This is a genomic window from Pararhodobacter sp., from assembly GCF_036802785.1.
In the GTDB taxonomy this organism is placed as follows: Bacteria; Pseudomonadota; Alphaproteobacteria; order Rhodobacterales; family Rhodobacteraceae; genus Pararhodobacter.
The window spans coordinates 65,454-77,940 of the sequence record NZ_DAIRVN010000013.1 but is presented as its reverse complement, the minus strand read 5'-3'; the positions used below and the strand labels follow the sequence as shown (position 1 = coordinate 77,940).

Below are 12,487 nucleotides of genomic sequence, written 5' to 3'. Positions count from 1 at the left end.
GGGGCACCGGGGGTTTGCCAAGGGGGCGGCGCGCCCCCTTGGCAAACCCCCGGTGCCCCCTTGCAGCCTCAGTGCGCAAGCACACCGATCCAGCGCTGGAGCCGCGCGGCATTGACCCCCATGTCACCACGGCCGAAGCGGGCGCGCGACAGGGCGCTGACCTGCGTGCCATCAGCGGTTCCGGTCAGGCGGATGGTCACATAATCCGGAAATTTCATCACCCGGCTGCGCGCCACCCAGGTCATCAGCCCCTGATCGCCCGCCAGTTCAACCGCCCCCTCCCGCGCTGCCTGTGCGGCGATGCGCTCAAACACGGTGTCGCGGGGCAGCGGGAGGGTCAGCGAGAGGCGGGCGAAATTCGGTGTATGCGGATCGGGGATGGCGGCGGGATCGCCATGCCAGCGCGCCGGGTCGGAGGGGGCGAGGCGGATATACAGCGCCACGCCAAGCGCGCAGAGAAGCGCAAGGCCAAGGAGGAGGGCGACGGTTTTCATGCAGGGCTCCCGCTGCGGTTCGCGGGCAGCTTAAAGCATGTCGCGCAAAAGTGGGATGCGGTTTTGCGCTTGCCGGACATGCGGAAAACAGCAGGTCAGAGCGTATCGCGCGAATGCGGAGGAACGCGGCACGTAGGGAGTGAACACCCATCGCGCGCGGAAGGCCGCTGTCAGGCCTGGTTGTGCCGCCGGGTTTGCGTATTTGTGGCAAGATGAAACCGCAGGCCCGCGTTTTCAGCGCCGCCGGGTCCAGCAGTAAAGGCAGATCAGCTCCATCGCAACATGGGCGCCCATGATGGCGGTGGCGCCGGTCGGGTCATAGGGGGGTGACACCTCGACGACATCGCCGCCCTTCAGGTCGATCCCGGCCAGCGCGCGCAGGATCGCCGAGGCCTGCCAACTGGCAAGCCCGCCCCAGACCGGGGTGCCGGTGCCCGGAGCAAAGGCCGGGTCGAGCGCGTCGATATCGAAGGTCAGGTAGCAGGGCCCGTCGCCGACGATCTCGCGCACGCGGGCGGCCACGCTTTCGGGCGTCTGGCGGTGAAGGGAGGGCGCGTCGATCACGTTGAAGCCCAGATAGTCGTCGCATTCGGTGCGGATGCCGATCTGGACCGAATGCGCGGGATCGACGAAGCCTTGTTTCACGGCCTTGTACATCATGGTGCCGTGGTCGATGCGTGTCAGGTCATCATCGGCCCAGAGGTCTGAATGGGCGTCGAACTGGATCACGCGCATCGGGCCGAATTTTTCGGCATAGGCCTGCAGGATGGGCAGGGTGATGTAGTGATCGCCGCCCAGCGTGATGGTGCCCGGCCCGGCCTTGAGGATGCGCGCGATATGGCCGTGCAGGGCTGCGGGGAAATCGGCGGTTTTCGCATAATCGAAGGCCAGATCGCCGTGATCGGTGATGGCGAAATCCGAGAGCGGGTCAAACCCCCAGCCGAAAGGCGGGTCATAGGGTTGCAGGGTGGAGGCCTCGCGGATGGCGCGGGGGCCGAAGCGGGTGCCGGGGCGGTGGGTGACCGCCTGATCGAAGGGCACGCCGGTGATGGCGAGATCGACGCCGCGCAGATCCTTGGTGAAGCTGCGGCGCAGGAAGCTGGTGGCGCCGCCGAAAGCATTCTCGAACGCCAGCCCGCGCCGGTTTTCCCGGGTAAAGGCGGTATCGACCTGTTGCTTTGCGTCTTCGAGCGCCATGGCTTCCTCCGTGGGTTGGGTTGGGGGAATATGGGCAGGTCAGGGGCGCAAGGCAATCGGCTTTCGGTGGCCCAGCCTGCGGGCGCCTATTCCAGCCGCGCCGGGAACCCCCCGGCGCGCAGATCGGTGCCCAGCAGGTCTTCCAGCAGTTTCACCACCTGCGTTGATTGCGCCTGCCCGCCGTAAGCCGCCTGCGCGCGCCGGAAAGTCTGCTCGGTCAGCGTGGCCAGATCCAGCGGCACCCCGAAGGCCTGCCCGAAGTCCCGCGCGAAACCCAGATCCTTGAGCGCCAGGTCCATGGTGAAGGCGATGTCATAACTGCCGTTCAGGATCAGCTGCCCCTCGGTCTCATGCACGAAACTGGTGCCGGAGGAGGCCGCGATCGCCTCCCAGGCTGTTTTCAGGTCCAGCCCGCCGCGTTTCGCCAGCATCAGGGCCTCGCCATCGGCGACCAGATGGATGAAGGCCAGCATGTTGGTGATGACCTTGATCAGCGCCGCCGAACCCAGCGGACCCATGTGAAAGATCCTGTCGCCCATCGCCTGAAGGGCAGGGCGGTGGCGGGCAAAGACGTCTTGCGCGCCGCCCGCCAGAACGGTGATCCGGCCCTGTGCTGCCAGATGAACACCGCCGGTCACCGGGGCCTCCAGCACATTCAGCCCGGCGGCTTCGGCCTTGTGGCCAAGGCGCAGGATATCGTCGCGGCCAAGCGTGGACATCTCGATCCATGTGGCACCGGGTTTCAGCGCGGGCAGGAGGGTGTCGAGCACCGCTTCGGAGGCTGCCGGGTTGGGCAGGCAGGTGATGACGGCATCGAACTGCGCGGCCAGGGCAGTGGGGCTGGCGGCCCATGTCGCGCCCAGCCCTTCCAGCGTGGCACGCGCGGCAGGGTCGCGGTCATGCACCACCGGCGCGAAGCCCGCGCGCGCCAGCGAAGCGGCCAGTGCGCCGCCCAGATTGCCCAGACCGACGAATCCGTAGCGCATGGTTTCCCCCCGTTGCGACGGGTCAGGGTTGCATCTAACCTGCCGTCGTGGAAGGGGGATTCTTCCGCACAACCGGAAGAACCGCATGGCCCGCCTTTACGAACCCGAAGCCTATGATACGCGCCACTGGCCGGACAGCTACTGGCGCGCCAGCGCCGGTCTGCCGCCCCCCCTGCCGCCGCTGGAGGGCGTGGCTGAAACCGAGGTGGCGATCATCGGGGCGGGGTATGCCGGGCTGAACGCGGCGCTTGAACTGGCTGAGCGTTTTGGCATTCGCGCCACGGTGCTGGAGGCGGGGCAGCCGGGTTGGGGGGCGTCAGGGCGCAATGGCGGGTTCTGCTGCCACGGCGGGGCCAAGCTGACGCAGGCCCAGATGGAAGCGCGGCACGGGCAGAAGGCAGCGCAGGAATGGCAGGCCTTTGAATATGACGCGATTGAGCGGGTGCGCGACAACCTCACCCGCTACGGGATTGACGCCGATGCCGGGCCGGAGGGTGAGCTGTATATGGCCCATTCCGCCCGGCGCCTTGCGCGGATGCAGGCCGCCCCCCTTGCGCCGGGGTCCGAACTGCTGGGCGCTGCGGCACTGCGTGAGCGCGGTTTTCAGGGCGCGGGGCTGCATGGCGCGATCCTGTCGCCGCATGGCTTTCCGCTGCACCCGTTGAAATATGCGCTGGGTCTGGCGCGCGCGGCGCAGGCGGCGGGCGTGGCCATGCATGGCGACAGCGCGGTGACATCGCTGGCGCGTGAGGGTGAGGGATGGCGGCTGGAGACCGCGCGCGGAAGTCTTCGCGCCAAACGGGTGCTGGTGGCAACCAATGGCTATAGCGACGAGGCCCTGCCGGCATGGCTGCACGGGCGCATCTTTCCGGTTCTGTCGGCGATCCTTGTCACCCGGCCCCTGACCGCGTCTGAGCGCGCGGCGCAGGGCTGGACCAGCCAGATCATGGCCTATGACAGCCGCAAGGTGCTGCACTACTACCGCCTGTTGCCCGACGGGCGCTTTTTGTTCGGCGGGCGCGGCGGTGTTTCGGCGCGGGGTGATGCGCTGGCGGCGTTCCACACCACGCTGCGGGCGGAGTTCGACGGCATGTTTCCCGGCTTTGCCGCCGCTGAAACCGAGCGCTACTGGGCGGGCTTTGTCTGCATGACCGCCAGTTGGCGGCCGTTCTGCGGCCAGGTGCCGGGCCAGGCGGGCCTCTATGCGGCGCTGGGCTGGCATGGCAACGGGGTGGCGGCGGCCTCGGAAGGGGGGCGGCGGATTGCGCAGGCGCTGGCGGGCCAGCCCAACCCCGGGCCCACCATCACGCAGGTGCCGCTTGACCGTTTCCCGTTGCCCGCGCTGCGCCGCCCGCTGAAAGGCATGGCGGTGGGGCTGGCAAAGCTGACGGACAGGTTCTCATGACCCGTGCGGCGTTCTTCTCGGGTGCGCTTCTGGCGGCTTTTCTCGCCGGTCCCGCGCAGGCCGAGAGCGGCGATGCCTGGAGCCAGCGCAAATGCGCGCTGTATGCCGAGGCATGGGAACGCGCGCTGGGCAGTATCGGCCGAGAGGGGATCAGCGATGACTTTGTTGCCGCGCATGACGATTTCATCGCTCAGGGCTGCGTATTGCGCGGCGCGGTCTGCCCCCGCTCTGCGCAGGAGTTCCGGCTGGCGGATATACTGACGATCGCCGCGATGAACGAGGGAATGGCCAGCACCTTTCTGCCCTTTTCCTGCGCGGATTGATGCGCACAAAAGGCAAGGTTGCAGGCACGCCGCAGAAATCCGGCACCCGCCGGTTGCCGCAGCGCAGGTGAGCGGCTAAGCAATGCGACGGTTGCGGCCCGTCACGGGCGCAGGGCCGGGTGTGATTGTGCGGGAGCGAGCGAATGAGTCCAACCGATTCAGGCAAGGATACGGGCGAGCATTTTTCGCGGCTGCGCCATTACTTTGCCCGCTCAGAGCGCAATTATGAGCTGATGCTGGGCGGGGCCAAGCATTTTGGCTACCACCCTGACGGGCGCAAGGTTTCGGAACGCGTGGCGCAGGATCTGTTGCATGATCTGGTGGCAGAACGGCTGGGCCTGACCGCGCAGGATCATGTGCTGGATGCGGGCTGCGGGCAGGGTGTGGTGGCCAGCTATCTGGCGCGCAAGACCGGATGCACCGTCGATGGCATCACCGTGCTGGATTTCGAAGTGCCCAAGGCGCAGGCCCGCGCGAAAGCGGCCGGTGTCGAGGGGCGCACATGCTTTCAGCTGATGGATTACAGCGCCACCAGCTTTACTGACGCCACATTCGACGCGGTCTATACCACGGAAACGCTGTCGCATTCCCCCGATATCCGCCAGACCCTGCGGGAGTTGCACAGGGTGCTCAAACCCGGCGGGCGGGTGGCGTTCTTTGAGTATTCCATCGCCGAAACCAAGGCCTTCACGCCGCGCGAATGGGCGCTGTATGAGCGCGTGGCGCGTGGCTCGGCGATGGTGGGGCTGAAGGAATTCCGCAATGACCGCTTCCATCTGGTGATGGAAGAGGCCGGGTTTCAGGGCGTGAAGACCGAGGATATCACTGCCAACATGATGCCCTCGCTGGCGCGGCTGCAACGCTTCGCGCTGCTGCCCTACTATCTGGCGACATGGCCCTTCGGCAGGCAGGAACAAAACCCCAACCGCAGCGCGGCGGTGGTCTATCATGCGCTGGTCCGCAAGGGGCTGGTGCGCTACAACATTTTCACCGCGCAGAAGTGAAGGGTTTCAATCACCGATGCCGTAGGCCGGGGTGGCGTTGATCGGCATGGTGGGCTCATCGAAGCAATAGCCGGTCAGCCCGGCCCAGTCCGAGGGGAACCCGCCGCTCAGAAAGCTCAGCGTCAGCCTGCCCCAGCTTGGGCTTTTGTTGCCCATCGCATCGATCACGTCAAAGGCGCAGGGCGCGTCGGCTGCCGGATCGGTCCAGTAACCGAAATAGACGCTGCGCCCCTGCTCTGTATCGGCGGGCAGGCCGGGTACGAACAGGCGCATCGTGCCCGGCGTCAGCCCGTCATCGCCCATCATGCGAAAGATGGCCATGTCGCCGCGCGTATCCTCCCAGGCGACGTAACCATAGGGTGTGCTCCACATCTCGTCAGCGGCGGCAACAGCAGGAAACAGGGCGGTAAGGCAGAGCAGGGGAAGAAGGCGCATGGCAACTCCTGGAACGTGCGCCGCGGGATGCGGGCAGCCAAGCAGCGCATGGATCAGATTGTTTCGCAATCGGTTTCTATTGTTTCGCGGTCACGGGCGGGGCCTCATGGGGCTGGCGCCTATTGCTGCTTCTGGGCTGCTGGACTAAGCAGGGGTTGATGGATTCAGGCGGTTCGAGAGAGGTTTCATGCGGATTCTGGTTACCAATGACGATGGCATCAACGCGCCGGGGCTGAAGGTTCTGGAGCAGATCGCGGCCGAGATCGCGGGGCCTGAGGGCGAGGTCTGGGTTGTGGCGCCTGCCTTTGAGCAATCGGGCGTGGCGCACAAGATCAGCTATACCCATCCGATGATGATCGCCAAGCTGGGTCCTAAGCGCTATGCCGCCGAGGGCAGCCCGGCCGATTGCGTGCTGGCAGGCTATTACGAGGTGTTGCAGGGCGCCAAGCCCGATCTGGTGCTTTCAGGCGTGAACCGGGGCAACAATTCGGCCGAGAATGTGCTTTATTCCGGCACCATCGGCGGCGCGATGGAGGCGGCCCTGCAGGGTCTGCCCGCGATTGCGCTGTCGCAATACATGGGCCCGCAGACCGAAGATATGTCAGACCCGTTCGAGCCCGCCATTGCCCATGGCGTGGGGGTGGTGCGCGCGCTGCTGGACAAGGGCCTGTGGGATGCAGGCGATTACCGGCTGTTCTACAACATCAACTTCCCGCCCGTTCCCAAGGCGGATGTGAAGGGCATGAAAGTGGCCGGGCAGGGCTATCGCAAAGACACGTTCTTCGGTGTCGAGCCGCATATCTCGCCCTCGGGGCGCAAATTCCTGTGGATCAAGGGCGGGCCGCAACACCTGCCGACCGAGCCCGGCACCGACGCCGCCGTCAATCTGGACGGCTGGATCTCGGTTACGCCGATGCGCGCCGATCTGACAGCCTATGACGCGCTCGATGCCCTGCGGGAGCGTCTTGAATGAGTGACGCCGCCGCGCGGGCCGAACGGATCATGCGTTTTATCTACGCGCTGCGCTCAAAAGGCGTGACCGATCCGGCGGTGCTGCGCGCGATGGAGCGCATCGACCGTGGCGCCTTTGTGCGCGGCATCTTCGCTGAGCGCGCCTATGAGGACATGCCCCTGCCCATTGCCTGCGGCCAGACCATCAGCCAGCCTTCGGTTGTTGCGCTGATGACCGAGGCGCTGGAGGTGTCGCCACGCGACAAGGTGCTGGAGGTGGGCACCGGCTCGGGTTATCAGGCGGCGATCCTCAGCCAGCTTGCGCGCCGGGTCTATACGGTCGAGCGCCACCGCCGTCTGGTGCTGGAAGCGCGCACGGTGTTTGAGGCGCTGAAGCTGGTCAATATCACCGCGCTTTCCGCCGATGGCTCTTTCGGGCTGCCCGAACAGGCGCCCTTTGACCGCATCATCGTCACCGCCGCCGCCGAAGACCCGCCCGGCCCGCTTCTGGCGCAATTGCGTGTCGGCGGGATCATGGTGGTGCCGGTGGGGCAGTCGGATACGGTGCAAAGCCTGATCAAGGTGCGCCGCACCGAGACCGGCTTCGAGTATGATGAACTGCGCCCGGTGCGCTTTGTGCCGCTTCTTGAGGGGATGGCGCAGGACTGACCCTGATCGCAGGGACCGGGTTTTCGGGCACACAATGTAGTGATGGGCTGTCACTTGCGCATTAATCAGGTATAAACGGTAAGGCTTGGCGGCCCGGGCGCACGTGCCGGGCGGGCCGCAGGCAACGGCCATCAAAAGCTGGGACAGGCATGAGCGATACAGTATTCAAGACGACCGCCGCGGATTTTGCACATGCTGCGCGTCGTGCGCCGTTTCTGGTGCTGACGGTGGCCACGGCCTTCGGGCTGGCGGCCTGTAGCAATACAAATGATCTGGACTGGGATCTCCGGCGCTCGGGCGGTTTCTCAACCGCCGATGCCGCCCGGCAGGCCACGCCCTCAAGGCCGCAGCCGGACGCGCGCGGCGTGATCTCATATCCCGGATATCAGGTGGTGATCGCCCAGCCGGGCGAGCGCCCGCGCGACGTGGCCGCGCGCCTTGGCGTGGATGCCGCAGCGCTTGCGCGCCACAATGCGATTGACGCCGAAGCGCCGTTGCGGGGCGGGGAAACCCTTGTTCTGCCGTCGCGCGTGGCCGAAAACGGTGGCATGATGCCCTCGGCGGGCACAGGGCCGATCGCTGTCACACCGCTTGGCCCCGGCGGGCAGCAGCCCGGCGCGACCGGCGCTTCCGGGTCAGAGCCCGTGCGCCATTCGGTGCGCCGTGGCGAGACGGTCTTTACCATCGCGCGGCTTTACAACACCTCCGCCCGGTCGCTGGCCGAATGGAACGGCCTGCCTGCGGATATGTCGGTGCGCGAAGGGCAGATCCTGATTGTGCCGATGCCGCAAAGCATTTCCGAGGCCTCGGCCAGTCTGACCTCGGGTCTGCCGCGCACCGATGACAGGTCGCCCGCCACCGCGCCTTCGGTGCCCGCGACGACGGCGCTTCCCACGCCACAGCCCCAGTCACCCGCGCAAACCACGTCACAGTCTCAGAGCGGCAGCGCGTCCACCGCGCCGGGGCAAGGCTCCCCCACGCCGGTGCCGCCCTCGGCGTCGCAGCCGCTGCCTGACAGCAATCCCGCACCGGCGGGGCAGGGCGCGAGCGGCAGTGCGCCCGCCACGCCGCCCGTTGCCGACATGTCCGGCCAGCGCACCGATGGGCCACGCCTTGCCATGCCGGTCGATGGCCGGATCATCCGCGCCTATGCGCGCGGGCGCAATGATGGTGTCGGCATCGGCGCCCCGGCGGGAACGCAGGTGCGCGCAGCAGCGGCAGGCACCGTGGCGGCGATTACCCGCGATACGGAACAGGTGCCCATCCTCGTGGTCCGCCATGAGAATAACCTGCTGACCGTCTATGCCAATATCGACGATATCCGCGTCGAGCGCGGCGCGCAGGTCACGCGGGGGCAGACCCTTGCCACGGTGCGGCAGGGTGACCCCTCGTTCCTGCATTTCGAAGTGCGCGAAGGCTTTGAGAGCGTCGATCCGATGCCCTATCTGCAATAAGCGGAGCCAAGTCAGCGGCGGCAGCACTGTGATCGGGGAAAGGGGCCGCTCGGCCCCTTTTTCACCTTTTCAGTGGCGGCGCATCGCCCGGCGCTGGGCCTCGTCATCGACCCAAGCCAGAAGGCCGTTCATCAGCGCCTGCGCCATGCCCGCGCGCCAGGCCGGGTCGCGCAGGTTGGCCAGATCGCGCGGGCTGGACATGAAGCCCACTTCCAGCAGGATCGACGGGATATCAGGGGTCTTCAGCACCGAAAAGGCGGCTTCCTGCCGGGGGCGACGGTGCGTGGCCAGCCCCTCTGCGGTGATCGCGCCCAGAAGCGCATCGGCCAGACGGTCGGTTGCCGGGCGGGTTTCGGTGCGGGCGATATCCATCAGCACCCCGGCCACCACATCATCCGCCCCGCTCAGATCGACGCCGCCGCCCAGCAGGTCGGCGCGGTCATGGCGTTCGGCAAGGGCGGCGGCTGCGGCCTCGCTGGCCTCATCTGCCAGCGTGTAAAGGGTTGCGCCTGAGGCCCCGCCATCGGGCAGGGCATCGGCATGGAGCGACAGGAAGACATCGGCACCCGCCTGACGCGCCACCAGAATGCGGGCCTCAAGCGAGACAAAGCTGTCATCCCCGCGCGTGAGAACCACCTCGAAAGCACCGCTGCGGCGCAGGGTTTCGGCCAGTTCGCGGGCGAAGGTCAGCATCAGGTCGGCCTCGCGCAGCCCCTCACGCTCGGCGCCCGGATCGACGCCGCCATGGCCCGGGTCCAGCACCACAACGGTGGGGCGCATCCCCAGCGCCGGGCCCTGCGTGAGCGGCGAAAGCGTTGCGGGGGCGCCATCGGCCCCGGCCTGAACGCGGGCCGCAAAGGCCTCGGCGCTGACCGGGACAAGGCGCAGCCGCAGCCGCGCCGCGCCGCTGGCGGGGTCGGTCAGCATGGCGACCGTCGCAAAATCCATCGGTTGCGCCAGTTCCAGCACCATGCGCGACCATCCGCCCCCGGCCTGGCCCAGCCGGACGGCGGCCAGCGGGGCGGGCAGGGTCAGTGCAGCGGCGTCCAGCCCTGTCCAGTCGATCTGGCGGAAATCGAGCACGGCGCGCAGGGGGGCATCCAGCAGCCGCGCGCGCACCGGCACCGGCTGGGTCAGCGGCAGGTCCAGAACCAGCGCCTCTCCCTCAGCCCGCAGCGTGGCGGGGCCGGTGATTCGGGCGATGGCACCCAGATCCTGCGCCGCCGCTTCCCGCGTGGTGGCGATCAGCGCGGTGGTGACGAGGACGGCCAGCAGCAATGCCATCAGCGCGATCCTGAACGCCCCGGCGATTGCCGGGTGCCGCATGCCTGTCTGTCTCACTGTTACGCCCTTGCCTGCCCTGCCGTTCGCGGCCACCATAAAGGAGAGCGGCACGCCGGGGAATGCCTTGTGGCGGGCCGCCAACCTTCACGTTCGGGTCAATCTTCCGGTTGCGGGCCGATCCGGACTTGATCTTGCCTGCCCCGGCAGGACACAGTCTGACGACACCGTCCTCCGGACAGCACCGTAATCAGGAGCCCGCATGTTTCGCCCCTTCGCCGCCTCGGCATTGACCGCCGCCCTCGTTTTTGCCGCGCCGCTTGCCGCCCAGACCGGGGCCTTCAGCGCGCCGTTGGGGGACGAGGACCGTGCAGCCCTGCGTTCTGAGATCCGCGCGTATCTGATGGAGCATCCGGAGGTGATCTTTGAGGCGGTGGCGGAATATGAGCAGCGCACCATGGCGCAGCAGGCTGACATGGATGCCACACTTGTCGAGATCAACGCCGATGACATCTATGCTGACGGCCATTCATGGATCGGCGGTAACGTCGATGGCGACATCACGCTCGTTGAATTCATGGATTATCGCTGCAGTTTTTGCCGCCGCGCCTTTCCGCATATGATGGATTTCACCAACGAGGACGGCAATGTGCGGTTGGTGATCAAGGAACTGCCGATTCTGGGCCCGCAATCAGAGGTGATGAGCCGCTTTGCCGTCGCCGTCCTGCAGCTTGGCGACGGCGAGCAGTATTTCGCGGCGCATGAGCGGCTGATGGCATGGGAGGGCGATGTGTCCGACAGTGCGCTGGGTGCCCTTGCCGCCGAACTGGGCCTTGATTCCGAGGCCGTCATGGCGCGGATGCGCTCCAGCGAGGTTAGCGCCGTGCTGGCCGAGAACCGGGCCCTTGCCCAGCGGTTGCAGATCAGCGGCACGCCCAGTTTCGTGATCGGCATTCCTGAGGGGCCGGGCGAATTGCTGCGCGGCTTCCTGCCCGCGGAAGAGCTGCACAACGTTGCAACCCAGCTTCGCGGCTGACACGAACCCCCTGCCGGACAGAGCTGCGGTTTCGCCCGCACCCTTCCTGCCTCTGACGCGCCTGTGCGCGTCCGGTGCCGTTTTCGGGAATGGCCTGAAAAAGAGGTCGGAAGTCCGGCAATTAATGCTTGCTAATTGGGCAGTTGCTTCGCAAATTGCGGCAGCCCCTTTTGCTCCCTGTGCCCCGCGCGGCTTCGGGCGGCAACAGAGAAAGACAGAGCTTTGAAAACCAGGCCCCTGATATTGCGGGCATTCCGGTCAGCCTGGCGCGGAATGTTCGGTGCAGTATTCCTGTTGTTCGCAGCGTCGGTCGCGGCGCCTGCTGAAACTGTGCCCGTGCCCGGTTCTGATGCCCCGGCCTTTGCCGATGCGATGGCGCTCTGGCTGGCCGATGAAGAGGCTGACGGGCTTCGGGCGCTGTCGGTGCTGGCGCAGGCTGGCAACCGTGCGGCGCAGATCCTCTTGGGGCTGATCGACAAATCGCCACCGCTGCAAGGCCCCGCGCTGGCGCAGATGCCACGCAGCGAGCGTATCGCGCTGATGCGGGCGCCGGGGGGGCTGTCGGGGCAAAGCTGGCTGAGCGTCGCTGCCGATCACCCGCTGGCGGCCAATTGGCTGGCGCTTCTGTCGGTCGATGCCGGTCTGGCGGTGGCACTGCGGTTCAGCGAACTGAATGAGGCGCGCGCGGCGCGCGAGGCGGTGGTGGTGCTGGCCGCGCGCGAACACACGGATATGCGCAGCGCCCCGTCCGACCTGTTGGACCCGGAACTGATCTATCTGCTGTGGCGCACTGCCGATTCTGAACGCCGGGAGGCACTGCTGGCGCAAGTTCCCGCGGATCATCCCCAGCGCCTGATGATGGGCGAAAACCGCGACCCGGCGGTGCTTTCGCACTGGCTGGAACAGTCGCCCGCCGCGCTGCCGCTGGCCGCGTTATGCGATGCGCGCTGCCCTGACAGCCGCGCCACCTGCCTGACCGGGGCGTATCAGGCGCTGGGAAGCCACAGGGCGGTGCTGGTTCTGGGCAGCCCCGCCGAGGCGCTGATCAGTCAGGAAGACTTCCTGCGCAGCCCGCGCGGGCAGGCGACGGTGCTGCGCAGAATGCTGCAAAGCACCGATGCCCGCGGGCGCGGGGCGATGATCAGCCAGATGCGCGGGCATGACGCCTGCCTGGCTGATGTTCTGGATAGTGAGCGCTCGCGCTACCATTACCGCAGGCCGGGTGTTGAAAACGGGGCCGAGAACTGAGCCT

At 66.9% G+C, this 12,487-nt stretch carries 13 protein-coding genes; 8 read left to right on the top strand and 5 right to left on the bottom strand.

Annotated features, from left to right (window positions below; all coding sequences use genetic code 11):
* Positions 1-68: 68 nt before the first annotated feature.
* From V7Q53_RS07135 to V7Q53_RS07125, 3 genes are all read right to left on the bottom strand, one after another.
* Positions 69-494 (bottom strand): DUF1499 domain-containing protein, encoded by a 426-nt coding sequence (locus tag V7Q53_RS07135; RefSeq protein WP_333827836.1) that lies wholly within the window; start codon positions 492-494, stop codon positions 69-71.
* 234 nt (positions 495-728) lie between these two features.
* A complete protein-coding gene (gene speB / locus V7Q53_RS07130) occupies positions 729-1,691 on the bottom strand; it encodes an agmatinase (RefSeq protein WP_333827835.1) in 963 nt (320 codons plus the stop codon).
* Between the two features lie 86 nt (positions 1,692-1,777).
* Positions 1,778-2,764, bottom strand: coding sequence for an NAD(P)-dependent oxidoreductase (locus tag V7Q53_RS07125; RefSeq protein WP_333827834.1), 987 nt, complete (start codon positions 2,762-2,764; stop codon positions 1,778-1,780).
* Here V7Q53_RS07125 and V7Q53_RS07120 point away from each other — a divergent pair.
* From V7Q53_RS07120 to V7Q53_RS07110, 3 genes are all read left to right on the top strand, one after another.
* Positions 2,763-4,082 carry an NAD(P)/FAD-dependent oxidoreductase gene (locus V7Q53_RS07120; RefSeq protein ID WP_333827833.1) on the top strand — a complete coding sequence of 440 codons (1,320 nt, stop codon included), beginning with the start codon at positions 2,763-2,765 and terminating at the stop codon, positions 4,080-4,082. The genes V7Q53_RS07125 and V7Q53_RS07120 overlap by 2 nt on opposite strands.
* Positions 4,079-4,405: a hypothetical protein gene (locus V7Q53_RS07115; protein ID WP_333827831.1), complete on the top strand. Its 327-nt coding sequence runs from the start codon at positions 4,079-4,081 to the stop codon at positions 4,403-4,405. Before V7Q53_RS07120 ends, V7Q53_RS07115 begins: the two co-directional genes overlap by 4 nt.
* A 143-nt stretch (positions 4,406-4,548) precedes the next feature.
* Entirely contained in the window at positions 4,549-5,409 is an 861-nt protein-coding gene (locus tag V7Q53_RS07110) for an SAM-dependent methyltransferase (protein ID WP_333827829.1), read from the top strand.
* A 6-nt stretch (positions 5,410-5,415) separates the two neighbouring features.
* Here the strand turns inward: V7Q53_RS07110 and V7Q53_RS07105 are convergent, their stop codons facing one another.
* Entirely contained in the window at positions 5,416-5,844 is a 429-nt protein-coding gene (locus V7Q53_RS07105; RefSeq protein ID WP_333827827.1) for a hypothetical protein, read from the bottom strand.
* Between the two features lie 187 nt (positions 5,845-6,031).
* Between V7Q53_RS07105 and surE the strand changes: the two genes are divergently transcribed.
* The 3 genes from surE to V7Q53_RS07090 all read left to right on the top strand — a co-directional run bounded on the left by surE (position 6,032) and on the right by V7Q53_RS07090 (position 8,918).
* The gene (surE, locus tag V7Q53_RS07100) at positions 6,032-6,817 is read left to right on the top strand and encodes a 5'/3'-nucleotidase SurE (RefSeq protein WP_333827825.1); all 786 of its coding nucleotides are present in this window, start codon (positions 6,032-6,034) and stop codon (positions 6,815-6,817) included.
* Positions 6,814-7,464, top strand: a complete 651-nt coding sequence (locus V7Q53_RS07095) for a protein-L-isoaspartate(D-aspartate) O-methyltransferase (protein ID WP_333827823.1) — start codon at positions 6,814-6,816, stop codon at positions 7,462-7,464. Before surE ends, V7Q53_RS07095 begins: the two co-directional genes overlap by 4 nt.
* A gap of 149 nt (positions 7,465-7,613) precedes the next feature.
* Positions 7,614-8,918 carry a peptidoglycan DD-metalloendopeptidase family protein gene (locus V7Q53_RS07090; RefSeq protein WP_333827821.1) on the top strand — a complete coding sequence of 435 codons (1,305 nt, stop codon included), beginning with the start codon at positions 7,614-7,616 and terminating at the stop codon, positions 8,916-8,918.
* Between the two features lie 69 nt (positions 8,919-8,987).
* Here the strand turns inward: V7Q53_RS07090 and V7Q53_RS07085 are convergent, their stop codons facing one another.
* A complete protein-coding gene (locus V7Q53_RS07085; RefSeq protein ID WP_333827819.1) occupies positions 8,988-10,244 on the bottom strand; it encodes an N-acetylmuramoyl-L-alanine amidase family protein in 1,257 nt (418 codons plus the stop codon).
* Between the two features lie 217 nt (positions 10,245-10,461).
* Here V7Q53_RS07085 and V7Q53_RS07080 point away from each other — a divergent pair, with 217 nt between their 5' ends.
* Entirely contained in the window at positions 10,462-11,235 is a 774-nt protein-coding gene (locus V7Q53_RS07080; RefSeq protein ID WP_333827818.1) for a DsbA family protein, read from the top strand.
* A 336-nt stretch (positions 11,236-11,571) separates the two neighbouring features.
* Positions 11,572-12,483 carry a hypothetical protein gene (locus tag V7Q53_RS07075; RefSeq protein ID WP_333827817.1) on the top strand — a complete coding sequence of 304 codons (912 nt, stop codon included), beginning with the start codon at positions 11,572-11,574 and terminating at the stop codon, positions 12,481-12,483.
* The last annotated feature ends 4 nt before the right edge of the window (positions 12,484-12,487 follow it).